Consider the following 798-nt stretch of genomic DNA (forward strand, 5'->3'; position numbering starts at 1 on the left):
TACAGTTTGATATTGGTGTTCGGTTCGGCTTGTGTAGGATAGGTGGGAGACTGTGAAGCTTGGACGCCAGTTCAGGTGGAGTCGCCGTTGAAATACCACTCTGGTCGTGCTGGATGTCTAACCTCGGTCCGTGATCCGGATCAGGGACAGTGTCTGATGGGTAGTTTAACTGGGGCGGTTGCCTCCCAAAGGGTAACGGAGGCGCCCAAAGGTTCCCTCAGCCTGGTTGGCAATCAGGTGTTGAGTGTAAGTGCACAAGGGAGCTTGACTGTGAGACCGACGGGTCGAGCAGGGACGAAAGTCGGGACTAGTGATCCGGCGGTGGCTTGTGGAAGCGCCGTCGCTCAACGGATAAAAGGTACCCCGGGGATAACAGGCTGATCTTCCCCAAGAGTCCATATCGACGGGATGGTTTGGCACCTCGATGTCGGCTCGTCGCATCCTGGGGCTGGAGTCGGTCCCAAGGGTTGGGCTGTTCGCCCATTAAAGCGGTACGCGAGCTGGGTTTAGAACGTCGTGAGACAGTTCGGTCCCTATCCGCTGTGCGCGTAGGAATATTGAGAAGGGCTGTCCCTAGTACGAGAGGACCGGGACGGACGAACCTCTGGTGTGCCAGTTGTCCTGCCAAGGGCATGGCTGGTTGGCTACGTTCGGGAGGGATAACCGCTGAAAGCATCTAAGCGGGAAGCCTGCTTCGAGATGAGTATTCCCACCTCCTTGAGAGGGTAAGGCTCCCAGTAGACGACTGGGTTGATAGGCCGGATGTGGAAGCCCCGTAAGGGGTGGAGCTGACCGGTA

Annotated in this window: 1 rRNA gene; it reads left to right on the forward strand. The window is 57.4% G+C overall.

From position 1 onward, the window contains the following. Positions 1–798, forward strand: a 23S ribosomal RNA gene (locus IE180_RS36010); the annotation flags it as partial.

Origin of the sequence: Streptomyces litmocidini (genome assembly GCF_014649755.1) — a bacterium.
GTDB classification, from domain to species: domain Bacteria; phylum Actinomycetota; class Actinomycetes; order Streptomycetales; family Streptomycetaceae; genus Streptomyces; species Streptomyces litmocidini.